The organism is Komagataeibacter intermedius TF2 (assembly GCF_000964425.1).
Lineage (GTDB): Bacteria > Pseudomonadota > Alphaproteobacteria > Acetobacterales > Acetobacteraceae > Komagataeibacter > Komagataeibacter intermedius.
The window spans coordinates 1-360 of record NZ_BANF01000776.1 but is presented as its reverse complement, the minus strand read 5'-3'; the positions used below and the strand labels follow the sequence as shown (position 1 = coordinate 360).

Genomic DNA, 360 nt, shown 5'->3' with positions numbered 1-360 from the left:
GGAGCCAGGTGTCATGACGGCGGGGCCGATCCTGTGCGAGCGGCTTCGGATCCCGCCTTTCGACCCGGTTGTCCTGAAACCCACCCAATGGGCGACGGCCCAGCAAAAGGCAAAGCTTGGTAATGCGATCCTGCGGTTCATCGCACTCGCAATGCCTGCAGAAAAATTTACCCCGGCCCTGTATAACCGGCTGAGCAATATGTTCGGATTTATCGCGCATTATAATCGGACCGGCTTCGCGCAGACATGGTTCGACAATGCAGCCACACGGCGCGATTTCCTCGATCAGGTTGCGCGATATCCCTGCTGGGGCGACCCGACTTTTGTCTGGTCGGATGTAGAGAAGGAAATCGGGCAGCG

Annotated in this window: 1 protein-coding gene; it reads left to right on the top strand. The window is 58.1% G+C overall.

Going from position 1 to position 360, the window contains the following annotated elements; genetic code table 11:
• Positions 1–360 (top strand): hypothetical protein (locus tag B7449_RS19225; RefSeq protein WP_244465791.1); only part of this gene is annotated, 360 nt, incomplete at both ends.